At 35.1% G+C, this 14,966-nt stretch carries 12 protein-coding genes and 1 pseudogene; 9 read left to right on the top strand and 4 right to left on the bottom strand.

All coding sequences use genetic code 11. The features are described from left to right. Nucleotides 1–17: 17 nt before the first annotated feature. The 3 genes from HMPREF9699_RS05900 to HMPREF9699_RS05890 are packed head-to-tail and all read left to right on the top strand — an operon-like array spanning nucleotide 18 to nucleotide 3,650. A complete protein-coding gene (locus HMPREF9699_RS05900; protein ID WP_002663229.1) occupies nucleotides 18–1,055 on the top strand; it encodes an SRPBCC family protein in 1,038 nt (345 codons plus the stop codon). Nucleotides 1,056–1,112: 57 nt separating this feature from the next. Next, a complete protein-coding gene (gene dacB / locus HMPREF9699_RS05895) occupies nucleotides 1,113–2,486 on the top strand; it encodes a D-alanyl-D-alanine carboxypeptidase/D-alanyl-D-alanine endopeptidase (protein WP_002663227.1) in 1,374 nt (457 codons plus the stop codon). A gap of 12 nt (nucleotides 2,487–2,498) precedes the next feature. Beyond that, complete coding sequence (locus HMPREF9699_RS05890) at nucleotides 2,499–3,650, top strand: sensor histidine kinase (protein WP_002663226.1); 1,152 nt, start codon at nucleotides 2,499–2,501, stop codon at nucleotides 3,648–3,650. 204 nt (nucleotides 3,651–3,854) lie between these two features. On the opposite strand, the gene HMPREF9699_RS05885 is transcribed toward HMPREF9699_RS05890, so the two are convergent. Both HMPREF9699_RS05885 and HMPREF9699_RS05880 read right to left on the bottom strand, forming a co-directional pair. After that, a complete protein-coding gene (locus HMPREF9699_RS05885; RefSeq protein ID WP_002663225.1) occupies nucleotides 3,855–4,535 on the bottom strand; it encodes an outer membrane beta-barrel protein in 681 nt (226 codons plus the stop codon). 61 nt (nucleotides 4,536–4,596) lie between these two features. Beyond that, nucleotides 4,597–5,292: a porin family protein gene (locus HMPREF9699_RS05880; RefSeq protein ID WP_002663224.1), complete on the bottom strand. Its 696-nt coding sequence runs from the start codon at nucleotides 5,290–5,292 to the stop codon at nucleotides 4,597–4,599. Between the two features lie 197 nt (nucleotides 5,293–5,489). On the opposite strand from HMPREF9699_RS05880, the gene HMPREF9699_RS05875 reads away from it, so the two are divergent. Then, a complete protein-coding gene (locus HMPREF9699_RS05875; RefSeq protein WP_002663223.1) occupies nucleotides 5,490–5,993 on the top strand; it encodes a superoxide dismutase family protein in 504 nt (167 codons plus the stop codon). A 135-nt stretch (nucleotides 5,994–6,128) separates the two neighbouring features. On the opposite strand, the gene HMPREF9699_RS05870 is transcribed toward HMPREF9699_RS05875, so the two are convergent. Continuing rightward, on the bottom strand, nucleotides 6,129–6,926 hold the full coding sequence (locus HMPREF9699_RS05870) for a hypothetical protein (RefSeq protein WP_002663220.1): 798 nt from the start codon (nucleotides 6,924–6,926) through the stop codon (nucleotides 6,129–6,131). A 169-nt stretch (nucleotides 6,927–7,095) separates the two neighbouring features. On the opposite strand from HMPREF9699_RS05870, the gene HMPREF9699_RS05865 reads away from it, so the two are divergent. The 5 genes and pseudogenes from HMPREF9699_RS05865 (at nucleotide 7,096) to HMPREF9699_RS05845 (ending at nucleotide 13,545) form a co-directional block, all read left to right on the top strand. Continuing rightward, nucleotides 7,096–9,522: an alpha-ketoacid dehydrogenase subunit alpha/beta gene (locus tag HMPREF9699_RS05865; RefSeq protein ID WP_002663218.1), complete on the top strand. Its 2,427-nt coding sequence runs from the start codon at nucleotides 7,096–7,098 to the stop codon at nucleotides 9,520–9,522. A gap of 171 nt (nucleotides 9,523–9,693) precedes the next feature. Next, nucleotides 9,694–10,419: pseudogene (gene lptB, locus HMPREF9699_RS05860) on the top strand (LPS export ABC transporter ATP-binding protein); the annotation flags it as partial. 438 nt (nucleotides 10,420–10,857) lie between these two features. Further along, a complete protein-coding gene (locus HMPREF9699_RS05855) occupies nucleotides 10,858–11,433 on the top strand; it encodes a cob(I)yrinic acid a,c-diamide adenosyltransferase (protein WP_002663214.1) in 576 nt (191 codons plus the stop codon). Further along, nucleotides 11,434–12,078 carry a thiamine diphosphokinase gene (locus HMPREF9699_RS05850; RefSeq protein ID WP_034985688.1) on the top strand — a complete coding sequence of 215 codons (645 nt, stop codon included), beginning with the start codon at nucleotides 11,434–11,436 and terminating at the stop codon, nucleotides 12,076–12,078. A gap of 75 nt (nucleotides 12,079–12,153) precedes the next feature. After that, on the top strand, nucleotides 12,154–13,545 hold the full coding sequence (locus HMPREF9699_RS05845; protein WP_002663212.1) for a type III PLP-dependent enzyme domain-containing protein: 1,392 nt from the start codon (nucleotides 12,154–12,156) through the stop codon (nucleotides 13,543–13,545). Between the two features lie 296 nt (nucleotides 13,546–13,841). Here HMPREF9699_RS05845 and HMPREF9699_RS05840 read toward each other — a convergent pair. Further along, nucleotides 13,842–14,966 (bottom strand): hypothetical protein (locus HMPREF9699_RS05840; RefSeq protein ID WP_002663211.1); only part of this gene is annotated, 1,125 nt, incomplete at its 5' end.

Genomic DNA, 14,966 nt, shown 5'->3' with positions numbered 1-14,966 from the left:
ATCATCTATAGAAATTCATGTTCAAAAAAATTATAAAAACCGCCTCTATATTACTAATCTTCACTGCAATTGGCATTTATGCTTACTTCCACTTCAGAAAGGAAGAACCCCAAATCATCACCCTCCAAAAAAATATAGATTTACCTATAGACAAAGTGTTTCCTCATTTTGATCACCTTCAAAAACTGAATAATTGGTCTGTATTTTTTTCTGAAAAAGACTTCCCTTCCATGGTCTATTATTCCCCTTACGAAGGATTAAATGCCTCTTCTACTCTTTTTTCTAAAGATAAAAAAAGACAAATAGAGCTTTCTATAAAAAAAAGAAAATCCCACCAACACATTCAGTATCAAATCATTGAATCCAATAATAAAAAACCTATTCTTTTAGATGTTCATTTCAAGCCTGTAGGCAATGGCACTCAGCTGAATTATACAATGACCATCCCCCCTACCAATGCTATTTTTCAAGATGAACTTTTTGACAACGAAAGTGATTTTCAGCAAAAAGTAAATCAAAGTATGGTACAACTAAAAAATTTCGTAGAAAATAAAATTCAAAAAGAAAACCAATTAGGAAAAATTCAGTTTGACTCTATAGAAGTAGAAAAACTAGAGGCAACAAATTACATCGGTATTTCTTCTTCGTCTAAAAATAATAAAAACGATTGGACTAAAAACTTAGAAAAAAATTCTACCAAATTAGAAAATTTCATCACTTTAGATATGGGAATAAAGGCAGATGATATGGGCTATACCACCCTATTTTATGCTCCAAAATCTACCATGAAAGAGCAACAGTATTTCCTCGGAATGCCAGTAAATCAGCTACAACCCATTAAAGATGCTAGTTTTTCCGTTCAGCATAAGCCCGCCTCCCACGCCTTGATTGCTTACTACAAAGGAGACTGGGAAGGAAGAGTAAAAGTGCAACAAAACCTCTTACAAAAAGCAGATAAAGAGAATAAAACCATGCATTATTTCGCCCTCGTTTTCCTTAAAAAACCTCAAAAAGACCAGCCGATTTTGGTGAAAATGATATTGGCTTATTCATAATTATTTTGTCCATTAAAAAAATCATACTACATTTGGAATTCATCTAAAAATTCCACCGTGAAAGTATTTTTTTTAGTAACGATAGGCATTTCTCTATCCATTTCAGCACAAACCAACTTACAAAACCGACTGAACAAAGAAGTTCAAAAATTTCTCTCTACCCCCAAAGGTAAAGTGAGCAATTTGTCTTATTTCGTAGCCGATGAAAAGGGGAACACCATCTATAATTACCAAGGAGAAAAAGGACTTACTACCGCATCTACTCAAAAGATTTTTACGGCAGCTACCGCCATGGAATTACTTTCTCCCTCCTACACTTATACCACTTCTATTTTTACATCAGGGGATATTATCAACCAAGAACTTTATGGAGACCTTATCCTCCGAGGAAGTGGAGACCCTACATTGGGAAGCTGGAGATACCAAAGCACAAAGCCAGAACATTTTCTCTCTGCTATCACGGCAAAATTGAAAGATAAAAAAATAAATACCATCCGAGGAGATATCTATATGGACGATGGCATCTTTGATATTCAGAGTATTCCTGGTGGATGGACTTGGCAAGATATAGGAAATTATTATGGGGCTGGCGTTTTTGGGATTAACTGGCGGGAAAATCAGTTTGACCTTACCGCATTGGGCAATGAAATCATCTACCAACCTATGAAAAATATTTCATGGATTAATGAGCTGACGATAGGTGGAAACAGCGACCAAAGCATCATCTACACTGCCCCTTTTTCTGATTTCGCATATATTAATGGAAAACTTCCTGCCCATAAAAAAATGACTATTTCGGGTGCAGTTCCTAATCCTCCTTTTCAATTAGGACTAGAGCTAAAAAACCACCTTATACAAAATGGAATATCGGTTTTAGGGGAAATAAGAACGGCATCTATGAATCTATTTTCGCACCAAAAAAAGGAAATTCAAAACTCTACCCTGCTTCTGGAATGGAAGTCTCCTACTATGAGGGAAATCATCTATTGGTTTTTGAAAAAAAGCGTTAATCTATATGGAGAAAATTTATTAAAAACGATAGCCAAAGAAAAAACAGGCAATAGCCAATATGCCGTAGGTGTAGATTTACTCAAAAAATACTGGATAAGTAAAGGTATCCCCGAAGAAATGATCAATTTTGCCGATGGAAGTGGACTTTCACCTAAAAACTATGTGAGTGCCAAAGCAGAAGTACTCGCTCTGCTCTACTCCAAGAAACAACCTTGGTTTGACGCTTACTTCAAAGGATTTCCTGAACAAAAAAATGGTATGAAAATGAAGAGTGGAACCATGCGGCACACCAAATCGTATTCAGGAATCCATCAGGCTAAATCAGGAAAAAATTATTATTTTGCCATTATTATCAATAATTACCAAGATACTGACCTCAATACTCCTCTATTTAACATGCTATCCCCTCTAAAAGAATAAAATCCTGAGTGTATGAAAAATCCCTTTCTATCTAGACTTAATCAATGGATCATTTTCGTGATTTTCACTACCATTGCTGTGGGAGGACTTATGGCAACCATGACGCTCATCAATTACCTAAGAAAGGAAGAAATAAAAAGAATAGACCTCTTTGTAAAAGCCATCAAATTTCAGCAAGATGTTACTGAACCCGATGATGCCACACAAGCATTGGTGCTAGAAATTTACAAATCTAACAATACCATTCCTGTAATTATTTTGGACAAAGATGGTGTACCGATGTTCCATAGGAACATTCCGTTTGATATAGAAAACCATCAGCAAAGCATCATCCAATACGCCCTAAAAATGGGTGATAATTATCCTCCTATAGAACTAAAATTCCCTAATGGTAATAACCAATTTGTTTATTATGACAATTCCTACTTGCTCAATATATTACAATACTCTCCTTATGCCGTAGCCTGTTTCATTCTACTGTATTTGCTTTTCAGTTTTTGGTTTCTGAGAACCATCAAAAAAACAGATGAAGGCTTCCTATGGGCAGGACTTGCAAAAGAAACAGCCCACCAAATAGGCACCCCTCTCTCTTCTATGATAGGCTGGGTAGAAATTCTCAAAACGGTAAAACCACAGCCCATAGGTGTAGATGAACTGAGTAAAGATGTACAGCGGCTAGAAACCATTTCTCAGAGATTTTCTAAAATAGGCTCTACTCCAGAACTCTGCGACCATGATCTACAAACCACTATAGAAGAAAATTTTAATTATTTGAAATCTAGACTTTCAGCAAAAGTGGTTTTCCAGCTTTATATTGCAGAAGGGCAATATGAAATATTGCATAATAAAATTCTCCTAAGTTGGGTCATAGAAAATTTAGTAAAAAATGCAGTAGATGCAATGAAAGGAGAAGGTCATCTCATCATTAAACTCTATGAAAAAAATAAAAAAATATACATTGATTTCCGAGATAATGGCATCGGAATGAGCAGCTCTAAAACCCGAAGTATCTTTAAACCTGGCTATTCTACAAAAAAAAGAGGCTGGGGATTAGGGCTGAGCCTTGCCAAAAGAGTTATAGAAGATTACCATAACGGAGAAATAAAAGTAGCCTACACAGAAATAGGGAGAGGGACTACATTTAGAATTATTTTTAGGAAATAAAAAGCGGAATGTAAAATAATCAATTATAAATTTTAAATATCATATCCGTTTCTAGATTTTCTGAATATTTTAATATTTGATATTGTTGATTTAGTATATTTTTAAATTTCCAAATCAATGATGTCTATTAAATAAAACAATCTATTTTTATCAATAACTACAGATGTTTAACAATAGCTAAAATATTTATATTAATTAATAATATTAAAACCGATACCCGACCCCCAATTGGTAAACAGTTTCATTAAAACTAAAACTCCAATTATTATTCAGAAGTACCGTTACCATATTGGTAATATTAAAATGATAACCTAACTGGAGATACCATTTAGGAGTAAAGGAGTACATGCTTCCTATTTGCCCTTTTACACTTAAAATATTAATTTTTTTACCATCATTACCAACAACAGATTCTTCCATCGATATAGAATTTCCTCCATTATTCTGTTTTTTTTTAACATTTCTCTCTTTATACGAGACAAAAAAGATAACAGAAGGTTGTATTCCCGCATAAAAAGCAAGAGATGAATAATGATACAATGCATTTATCTCTGCTCCTAGTTGATAAATCGCAAGTCGAATATCTGCATTTCTATATTTTTCTAAATCATAAGGTAATTGATTTTTGATAAAAAAAGTAGAGTTACTCACTTTACCTCCCGTTTCTGAAAGTTTTATTTTCGCTTCAGCAGACCACTGACGGTTAAGAATATATTTATTTCCAAAAGCAATAAAATACCCCTTTTTTTTATCGGAAACCAATTGAGTATCTGTAAAATTACTGCTCACTTTTAAGGTAGAATACACTCCTCCTCCCTCTACAAAATACTTTTGACCAAAAACAGGTACTACCCCTACTATGAAAAAAACTAATAAATATTTCATACAAAAAAGGCTACCTTTTTATAAGAAGTAGCCCTATTGAACTTATAATTAGACCAAATGATTAAAACTTATATCCTACTCCAAATTGAAAGTATCTTTGTTTAGCACTCACAAAATCTGTAAAATTCTGATTCAAACTTGAAATACCAAAATTATATCTTACATCCACAAAAACATTTTGAGTAATTCTATAATCTGCACCAACATGAAGTGTGAAATTAGTAGATGAAATCTGCTTTTTGAGTTCATCATTTAAAACAATATTTTCGTTTTGTTCAAAAAATTTTGTCACATCGTTCCCATCAGCTTTCAAAGAAAGTTTTCTACCTGTAACGAAATTAATTCCTACACCTCCGAGTACACCAAATTTATCATTAAATGTATATTTAGCAGATAATGGCACTGTGATTTGATTGACACTAAAATTAATTTCTGCTTTTTTGACACCTTCAGGCATATTAAAATCTATTCCATAATTTTCAGCAGTAGAAGGAAGCTTGTTTGAATCTACCGTAGCTTTCGCTCCCAAATTACTATATAATACTTCTCCTTGCAATGAAAACCCACTTCCAATACCATACTCTACAAAACCTCCTACACTATACCCTGATTTGTTCCCAAGTAAAACTTTTGCACTTGATACTGGTGAACTCACAGCTACATTAGAAAGATTGTATCCTGCCTTTACTCCATAATTTACCTGAGCATGTACTGCCCCAAAAAGTGCCAAAGCACTTGCTACAAATAATTTCTTCATTTTGAAAAATTTTAACAGGGCAAAGTTAATAAAAAAAAACAAACAAGAAAAAATATTCGTTTAAATTATTTGCAATTGTGAAAGTTGTAACAGAAAATAAAATATTTTATCTCGAAACTTTTAAAAATGTAAAGCACATCTCTGTCTCTAGAAAATATATTTAGATTGTTTTTCATAACTTTGTAAAAATTTTACCTATGAGAAATACAGTAATTATAAGCATTATGACATTTTCCCTATTTTCATGTAACTCAGTTGTTCATACCTACCCTATTCAAGCTAAAAGCAATACTTCTACTCAAGGAACTGCCAAATTTACCCAAAAAGGGAACAAAGTAACATTGGATTTAAATGTTTATAAGCTAAAACCTAATTCATTATCTGCATCTCATATTCATGAGTTTGGGGATTGTAGTGCACCCGATGGTTCTTCTGCGGGAGGACATTGGAATCCTACACATGAAAAACACGGAAAATGGGAGCATGGGGAACACCATAGAGGAGATCTCGGTAACCTTAAAACAGATAAAAATGGATACGCTAGAATGGTAATTACTACCGACAAGTGGTGCTTAGGCTGTAAAGATGAAACCAAAAATATCATAGGTAAATCCATCATTATTCATGCGAAAGCTGATGACTTCAAAACCCAACCTACTGGAGATGCAGGAGGACGCGTAGGATGTGTAGAAATCAAATAAATTTTAACGCCATAGCATACAAGTTTTAAAAGGAGTAGGTAAATTTTCTTACTCCTTTTTTAGCCTTACTTAATTATATACAGTTTATAAATTCATCTATAAACTACTTGTTTAATTTTCATATTCTAGAAATCATTACTCATATCGAATTGCTTCTTCATAAAGGACAATTCTAGCAATCGGAGTATTGGGCTTAAAGTCAGCAATAGTAAACTTCTTATTTTCAATATTTTCAATATCTTCAATACTAATCTCTTCCCAATCTTTCTTAAAGCTTTCTGCATCCACTGCAAATCCTATATTAGGGTAATCAGGAATCAATACTTTAATTGCATTCGCATCTTCTTCTACCCAACCTACAATTATTTTTAATTTTCCATATTTTTTCTCTAGCTCTTCCAAAGTAATCCCTACACCTATCCCTTCTTGGGTCTTAAATTTAGGGCTGTGAACCACCATATACTGTATCTTATCCTTTTCATACCAGCCACCACAATTATCTGAACTTACAGAAAACAAATTGGGGTTATTTTTATATTTTTCCTTTTGGGCTTGTGTAGCATCAAAAGGTAAATCCTCCACAAATGCGGCACCAATGGTAATCTCATGCTCATCTACAAAACCATATTCATCTTTTTTTAAATTATTTCCAAGAGAATACCCTCCATCACAGCATGCATCTACACATATTCCGTATCCTTCTATAAAATCATAGCCATATACATTTTTAGCGAACGCTCTCCATGTACCACCTATCTTAAATCTTCCCACAGAATTACGCGTGATAAGATAATCCTGAGATTTATCCTCTTCACGCTTTTCCACTATTTTTTCCGTCGTTAAGGTATCTGCCTTTGTAGCAGCTTCATTTCCTTTTTCTTTAGAACAGCTCATAGCTACCATTCCTAATGCCCAAAGAGCAATCATTTTCATCGTAATATCTTTTGAAAAAGTAAAGATAAAAAAATACAATAAATAATACAAGTACTTCAAACAATACTCATTATTTCTTGGAATAAATCAATTGCTAAGTTTTGGTGTCAGTAAAATTTTTCTATTGCCTTAGAAATAGTTATATTTGTCAGACAAATAAAAATAATCCATGCAAGATAAAATAGCTACAGAAAAAGTATCTTTTGAAGATATTAAAAGAGATGTATTACACGACTATAAATTAGGAAGAATTTCTAGAGAAATGTCCCTTTTGGGAAGAAGAGAAGTACTTACAGGAAAAGCAAAATTCGGAATCTTTGGAGATGGCAAAGAGCTACCACAGCTGGCAATGGCGAAGGTTTTCCGTGAAGGCGATTGGAGAAGTGGATACTATAGAGACCAGACTTTTGCATTGGCGGTAGATGCCCTTACGGTGGAAAGTTTTTACGCTCAGCTTTATGCAGATACCAGCGTAGAGAGAGAACCCGCATCTGCTGGGAGACAAATGAATGGGCATTATGCCACCCGAACGCTAAATGAAGATGGAAGCTGGAAAGATTTGACCCAAATAAAAAATATTTCATCTGATATTTCCCCTACTGCTGGGCAAATGCCAAGGTTATTAGGACTCGCACAGGCTTCTAAAGTATTTAAAGAAATTCAATTTGAAGGAGCAGAAAAATTTTCTAAAGGGGGAAGAGAAGTAGCTTTCGGTACCATTGGAGATGCTTCTACAGCAGAAGGTCATTTTTGGGAAACGCTCAATGCGGCGTGTGCATTACAGGTCCCTATGATTGTTTCCATTTGGGATGATGGTTATGGAATTTCAGTACCTACACATAATCAAAGAGCTAAAGTGGACATTGCAGAAATGCTCTCTGGATTCCAAAGAAACGAAGGAGAAACCCAAGGATGTGAAATTATTCAAGTAAAAGCATGGGACTATCCTGCACTTTTGGATGCCTATTCTAGAGCAGAATATTTTGCTAGAGAAGAAAGTTGCCCAGTAGTGGTACATGTAATAGAAGTTACTCAGCCTCAGGGACATTCCACTTCAGGTTCTCATGAAAGATACAAAAGTGAAGAAAGGCTTTCTTGGGAAGCAGAACATGATGGACTCCTAAAATTCCGTGAATGGATTCTCAATTATTCTGCAGAATTAGATGGTAAAGAAATAAGTATTGCTACCGCGGATGAATTAGATGAAATAGATAGAGAAGCCAAAAAAATAGTAAAAGACGGACAAAAAAAGGCTTGGGACAGCTATCAGAAAACCATTACAGACCTCAAGAATGAGCTACTACCATTGGTAGAAGCATTGGCAAATGAATCTACCGAAGTAAGCGGGGAAATTACTAAGTTTAAAAATTTGGTTACAGTAGCCAAAAAAGAAGTTTTCCACTTGGTAAGAAAGGCGTTAATCCACACCAGAGGAAAAAACTCATCTGCTCGTGAGGCTTTACAGAAAGCATACGAAAGACTTTTCGATATAGAAAAAGACAACTACTCTTCTCATCTTTACTCTCAGTCTCAGTGGAAAGCTACGGAAGTCCCTGTAGTAGAACCTATTTACTCTGATAGTTCTGAAGAGATGGATGGAAGAATGGTAATACGAAATAACTTCGATAAAATTTTTGAAAAATATCCACAAACTTTGGTTTTCGGTGAAGATTCTGGAAACATTGGAGATGTAAACCAAGGCTTAGAAGGAATGCAAGAAAAATATGGAGCTACCAGAGTGGCAGATACTGGAATTCGTGAAGCTACCATTTTAGGACAAGGAATCGGTATGGCAATGAGAGGATTAAGACCAATCGCCGAGATTCAATATTTAGACTATATCTTGTATTGTCTTCAAGGTATGAGTGATGATTTGGCTACAGTACATTATCGTACCAAAGGAGGACAAAAAGCACCTGTCATCATCAGAACCAGAGGACACAGATTAGAAGGAATTTGGCATTCAGGTTCTCCTATGGCGGGAATTCTTAACCTATCTAAAGGTATTAATATTTTAGTACCGAGAAGCTTAACTAAAGCCGCAGGATTCTATAATACTATGCTTCAAAGTGATGAACCATGCGTCATTGTAGAATGTCTAAATGGTTACCGACTAAAAGAAACCCAACCTGATAATATAGGAGAATTTACTGTGCCTGTAGGAAAAATAGAAATTACCAAAGAGGGAACAGATGTTACCTTAGTTACTTACGGCTCTACATGGAGAATCGTTACGGAAGCTGCTAAAGAATTAGAAACACTAGGCATTTCTGCAGAAGTAATTGATGTACAGTCTTTAATTCCTTTTGACCTTACGAATGAAATAGCAGAAAGCGTGAAAAAAACCAACCGCTTAGTAGTTATAGACGAAGATGTAGAAGGGGGGACATCTGCGTTCATCATGCAACAAATTATAGAAAAACAAAAGGCTTTCCGCTATTTGGATAGTGACCCTATTACTATTTCTGCAGAAAATCACAGACCTCCGTATGCAAGTGATGGAGACTACTTCAGTAAACCATCTGCAGATGATATCGTGGAAAAAGTATATGCATTATTTCACGAATCGAATCCTGTGAAGTTCCCCAAATTATAATTTGAATCCTTCTTAATACCCCTACAAATCCCATTTAAAGAATCACCTTTGAATGGGATTTTTACTAGTAAAACTATGTAGCTCACTCTTCACAAAAAAATATTTTTTACAGAACTTTTTTAATTATAAAATTTATGCTCCCATTCCCACCCCATTCACTATATTTGCGTAATGATACTTCGAGGTGAAAATTTAATTAAAGAATACGGCCCTAAAAAAGTAGTAAAAGGGGTTTCTGTGGAGGTAGAACAAGGGCAAATAGTGGGGCTTCTGGGACCTAATGGTGCTGGAAAGACCACTTCTTTCTATATGATTGTAGGTCTGGTGAAACCTACCATGGGAAATATCTTTTTAGACCAAGAAAACATTACCCATGATGCCATGTACCGCAGAGCTCAAAAAGGAATTGGTTATCTTGCTCAGGAAGCATCTATCTTTAGAAAGCTTTCCGTAGAAGAAAATATTATGGGGGTTCTGCAGCTTACCCAACTCTCCAAAAAAGAACAAAGAATAAAATGCGAAGAGCTGATAGAAGAATTTTCTCTTCAGCATGTAAGAAAAAACCGTGGCGATTTACTTTCAGGAGGAGAGAGGAGACGAACAGAAATTGCAAGATGCCTAGCTACTAGCCCCAAATTCATCCTCTTAGATGAACCTTTTGCAGGGGTAGATCCTATAGCAGTAGAAGATATACAAAAAATAGTGAGAAGCCTTACAGACAAAAACATCGGTATCCTCATCACCGATCACAATGTACAGCAGACCCTCGCGATTACCCACAAAACTTATATCATGTTTGAGGGAAAAATTTTAAAAGAAGGCTTACCTCAAGATTTAGCGAATGACCCACAGGTAAGAGAGGCCTACTTAGGAGAAAACTTTGTATATCAAGACATTCTGAATAAAGAGCACAAGAAAGTTTTCGTTTACCATGTTTGGGGAGGAAATTTTGAATCCAAGGCAAAGCTCAATGCTTTTGTAGAAGAAAAAATGGATAACAAAAATAATTTAAGGCTTTTACATGGCTTTGAAGATGTGAGTTTCGCATCCATTTCCAGCTCAGAGATAGAAAAGATTTTTTCCGAAATTGATAAACTGAAATTCTCATCATATATCATTGAAAAAAAGGAAATCACAACGCTCCACCCTTTGGATGATTCTATAGAAATGGCAAAAAAAATAACCCCTGAACCATTAGAATATCTTACTTCTCGTTCTTTTTAAGAAAATGAAAAAAAAAAATTAGCAGTTGGCTTTTGGCTATTAGCTTTTTTGACTTTCTAAATCTCTAACATCTAAACTCTAAGTTTATAATATCCAATCTCTATAATCATTATGAAAATATATACCAAAACAGGAGACAAGGGACAAACCGCGCTATATGGCGGCACAAGAGTTTCCAAAAGTTCTGCAAGAGTAGAAGCCTATGGCACAGTAGATGAGCTCAATTCCTTTGTAGGAATGGCCAAAAGTGCAATCCAAAATGAAAAACTCATAGGTCAGCTAAAGAAAATACAGTTTGACCTCTTTACGCTGGGTGCTGAAGTGGCAACCCCTGAGGATAAACTCATGCTTGCCAATGGAAAATCTAGATTACCACTGGTCATTGAACATCAGGACATAGAAAAATTAGAAAACTGGATAGACGATTGGGAGCAAATACTCCAGCCGCTCCAATTTTTTATTTTACCTGCTGGTGACCACGCCAGTGCCACGCTCCATGTATGCCGCACCGTAACACGAAGAGCCGAAAGAGCTTTGGTCTTTGTGAATGAAAATGAAAATTCGAGACCCGAACTTTTACAATACCTCAACCGACTTTCAGATTATTTTTTCGTGGTAGCAAGAGTCATCGCCCAAAAGAACGGCACAGCAGAAGAATACTGGAATCCCGCTGAAAGACCCGAATAAATGAAAGGACTTTTAATATTAAATGGGCAAATGCCTCATCAATTTCCGGATACAGAAGATTACGCATTTATCGCCTGTACAGATGGTGCTTTGAACAAACTCATTAAAAGGAAATTTGACTTACAAAAAATTGATTTAATCTCTGGTGACTTTGATTCTTACCCGCCACTCTCCCCAGAACAGAAAACCATCATAGAAAATAAAATCATCCACACCCCTGACCAAGATAAAACCGATTTCCATAAAGCACTGGAAATTATTAAGAATGAAAAAATTACGGAATTAGACATCTATGGCGGTAGCGGAGAAGAGATGGATCATTTTTTAGGTAATCTTACCACAGCATTTCAGTTCAAAGATGAAATGAATCTGGTTTTTCATGATGATTATGGAAAATATTTTTTTATCTCAAAAGAAATTGTACTTTATGATGTAAAAAATTGTAATATCAGCATTTATCCCTTTCCTGAAGTAAAAAATGTACAATCCAAGGGACTTCAGTGGGAGCTGAAAAATCATCATTTCTCTATAACCCAACGCATCGGGACCAGAAATAGAGCCATAGAGGATAGGGTGAAAATACAATACGAAACTGGAAATCTCCTCTTATTCGTAGGAAATAAAAGTGAAATAAAATTACAATAAATCAAAAATTGTAGGTATTTTTTCATTCCTTTTTTGCAAATTTGCCATCATAAAATAGCTTTTTAGATTTAGACAATGAAAATAAAGTATTCTGAACTTATCGATCAAACGCTGTATTTCCCTACAGAAGAATTTCATGTAGCCGAAAATAAACTCCTTTTCCACGACATTCCACTCATGGAAGTGGTAGAAAAATTTGGTACACCACTTAAAATAAGTTATTTACCAAAAATATCTCAGAATATCCAAAGAGCAAAAACTTGGTTTAAAGAGGCTTTTGAAAAACATGATTATAAAAAAAGCTATACCTATTGCTATTGTACAAAGTCCAGTCATTTTAGTTTTGTATTAGAAGAAGCACTGAAGAATGATATTTCCATAGAAACTTCCTCCGCGTATGATATGGACATTGTAAAATCTTTGTATGAGAAAGGTAAATTTGACCAGTCTATAGAAGTCATTTGTAATGGCTTCAAAACCGATGACTATCTAGAGAAAATCTCTGATATGATTAATCATGGGTTTGAAAATATTACGCCTATTTTAGATAATTACCGTGAACTAGATAAACTCACAGAAAGCATAGACACTACTTTTAATATCGGTATCCGTATTGCTTCTGAGGAAGAACCAAAATTTGAGTTTTATACCTCCCGATTGGGAATTGGGTACAAGGACATCATTCCTTATTACTCCCAAAAAATAGCAGAACATCCTAATGCAAGGCTCAAAATGCTCCATTTCTTCATCAATACGGGAATTAAAGATACCGCCTACTACTGGAATGAACTCTATAAATGTCTGCGTGTATATGCGAGACTGAAAAAAATAGCTCCCGAAGTAGATTCACTTAATATTGGTGGTGGTTTCCCTATCAAAACTTCGCTCAATTTTGACTACGATTATCCGTATATGGTGAATGAAATCGTCTCTCAAATCAAAAAGTTCTGTGAAGAAGAGGGCGTGGAAGAACCGAATATCTATACCGAATTTGGAAGTTTTACCGTAGGAGAAAGTGGTGCCAATCTGTATAAAATTGTTTCCCAAAAGAGACAAAATGATAGAGAAAAATGGAATATGATAGATTCTTCATTTATGACTACCCTGCCTGATGCTTGGGCGATTTCTAGAAAATTCATCATGCTACCACTCAACCGCTGGGAAGACACCTACGAACGCGTATTCTTGGGCGGACTTACTTGTGATTCTGATGATTATTATAATTCTGAACAGCATACCAATGCCATCTATCTTCCAGTTTTCAGTGATACCAAACCGCTATACATTGGTTTTTTTAATACAGGAGCATACCAAGAGAGCATCAGTGGATATGGTGGCGTACATCACTGTCTAATGCCTCAGCCGAGACACCTCCTCATCACGAAAGACGAAGAAGGAAATTTCATTTATGAAATTTTCCGCGAAAAACAAGAACCTCAAGATGTATTAAAATTATTAGGGTATTAATCATAACACGATGTTTCGGAAAATCAATCTTATTTTCCTATTCGAAAATATATCCCATAAGATTAGCCGAAAACGGTAAACCCTGCTCCCAACGGAGCATATATGACAATAACAAGCATTAGATATTACGACCCCCGACGGGGTCGTATGTTATATAGGAAAATATTCCACTATAAACATATGACCTCTACGAGGTCAATACTTAAAAAATACTTTGCCAAAGTCTTTAAGACTTTGGCAAAGTAAAAAAGTAATAATAAATTTAAAATACAAATTACTTTTATAAAAATTTTAAGCTACAATCCGGAACCAAAAGCACCTGTACCATCTAGCATATTGTTTCCGCCCACACTATATGCCCATATTAAATTGCCATTAGCATTACGCGTACAGAAACCGAATACTCCTACTTGTTTTCCGTTTTTCATAATGGTCTTGTAATGGATTGCTCCCTCATTAGAAGCAGTACAATCACTGGTAGTATCGGTGGCTTTCATTACAAATTGACTGGTTTTCAGCACCCCATTTTGATCCGCTACTACTACACGATCTCCTGTGCCTTTCAAATCCCCAAAACGGATTTGTCCTTCTTCTGTATGTATAGCTCGGTTAATTTGCGTTCCTTTATTTACATTATCTATCTTTAGACCATACATATTCTTTATTCCCGTAACGCTTGAATGAATCCGAAAATCAGAGTGAGTACCAATTAAATTTTCTATTGTACCAGTAAAATTAGCCGTTACCTCACCTATATTTCGTGTTAAAGCAGCGTGAGTGATAGTATTTGTAGAAGCATTTGTAATATTAAGATGATTTCTAGTACCATTTGCTACTGCAATTTTTCCGGTCCCTCTTGGAGTTACAAAACTAAAAGTACCTTCCATATTACTTATATCAGATGATGTTCTAGTACTTGCTTGGTTATAGGACCCCACAATTCTACTAGCCGAGCCATTATTTATACCAGCATTATTATAAACTCCCATAACAGCAAAACTAACCCTGCCTGAACCATAATGTTCCGCATTATTTACTGCAGAATAAAGACTTTGTATGTCTTTTGTTAAAGATTCGTTTGTCTGCAACTTATTAACATTTAACAGAAATCTATTAAAGGGAGATGTATTACTATTTCCATCAACTACAAATAAATTGTAATTCATTTGCTTTTCTTTGTAAGTAGGATCTACATAGTTTTGTGGAACTTTATCTACATATTGAATATTTAGATTACCTGAATTTCCAATATTGCTAGTATTAACATCTGTAAAAGATTCTATCGTATTCGCGGCTGAGTTCCAAGTACTAATAGGTCTTTGTACTTTAGGCGTATTTACTAGTCCACCATTTTCCGTATATTTTACTGTATTTTGGATATCATTATCCACCAATAAAATATCTTTGTTGGCTTGCTTTTG

The sequence above is a fragment of the Bergeyella zoohelcum ATCC 43767 genome (assembly GCF_000301075.1).
GTDB classification, from domain to species: Bacteria; Bacteroidota; Bacteroidia; order Flavobacteriales; family Weeksellaceae; genus Bergeyella; species Bergeyella zoohelcum.
Note: the sequence above shows the minus strand (reverse complement) of the source record. Positions and strands in the feature narration are given on the sequence as shown.

Bases quoted from the DNA above. Each gene is read 5' to 3' on its own strand.
- HMPREF9699_RS05885 (WP_002663225.1), bottom strand. From the start codon at position 4,535: ATGAAATATTTATTAGTTTTTTTCATAGTAGGGGTAGTACCTGTTTTT.
- HMPREF9699_RS05845 (WP_002663212.1), top strand. From the start codon at position 12,154: ATGAAAATAAAGTATTCTGAACTTATCGATCAAACGCTGTATTTCCCT.
- HMPREF9699_RS05855 (WP_002663214.1), top strand. From the start codon at position 10,858: ATGAAAATATATACCAAAACAGGAGACAAGGGACAAACCGCGCTATAT.
- HMPREF9699_RS05870 (WP_002663220.1), bottom strand. From the start codon at position 6,926: ATGAAAATGATTGCTCTTTGGGCATTAGGAATGGTAGCTATGAGCTGT.
- HMPREF9699_RS05850 (WP_034985688.1), top strand. From the start codon at position 11,434: ATGAAAGGACTTTTAATATTAAATGGGCAAATGCCTCATCAATTTCCG.
- HMPREF9699_RS05880 (WP_002663224.1), bottom strand. From the start codon at position 5,292: ATGAAGAAATTATTTGTAGCAAGTGCTTTGGCACTTTTTGGGGCAGTA.
- HMPREF9699_RS05875 (WP_002663223.1), top strand. From the start codon at position 5,490: ATGAGAAATACAGTAATTATAAGCATTATGACATTTTCCCTATTTTCA.
- HMPREF9699_RS05890 (WP_002663226.1), top strand. From the start codon at position 2,499: ATGAAAAATCCCTTTCTATCTAGACTTAATCAATGGATCATTTTCGTG.
- HMPREF9699_RS05900 (WP_002663229.1), top strand. From the start codon at position 18: ATGTTCAAAAAAATTATAAAAACCGCCTCTATATTACTAATCTTCACT.
- HMPREF9699_RS05865 (WP_002663218.1), top strand. From the start codon at position 7,096: ATGCAAGATAAAATAGCTACAGAAAAAGTATCTTTTGAAGATATTAAA.